The 310-nt window shown below is 74.8% G+C and carries 1 protein-coding gene; it reads left to right on the top strand.

Features of this window, described 5'->3' with window-relative positions:
- Positions 1-196 (top strand): hypothetical protein (locus tag UK12_RS42580; RefSeq protein WP_045307264.1); only part of this gene is annotated, 196 nt, incomplete at its 5' end.
- Between the last annotated feature and the right edge of the window lie 114 nt (positions 197-310).

Below are 310 nucleotides of genomic sequence, written 5' to 3'. Positions count from 1 at the left end.
GAACCGCGCGAGGTACGCCAGGACACGGCAGGGGACCGAGGTCGTCGTCGACGGGGGCCCGCTCGACCTGGTCTTCACTCCGGTGCTCCCGGCGAGCAAGGCCTCCGGGGGAACGGACCACGTGACCGAGTACCGGGGCACCGCGACGGTCAGCTGCCTCCGGGTCCGCCCGTGGACGGCCGGGCCGGCCGTCTGAGCCCCGGGTGTCCTGCCCGGAGGTCGGCGGGCAGGACCCCCGGGGGCGGACTCAGCTCCCGGGCTCAGCTCCCGGACTCGGTGGCCCACACGAAGTCGTAGCGCTGCTCCTGTC

The sequence above is a fragment of the Saccharothrix sp. ST-888 genome, assembly GCF_000955975.1.
In the GTDB taxonomy this organism is placed as follows: domain Bacteria; phylum Actinomycetota; class Actinomycetes; order Streptomycetales; family Streptomycetaceae; genus Kitasatospora.
Note: the sequence above shows the minus strand (reverse complement) of the source record. Positions and strands in the feature narration are given on the sequence as shown.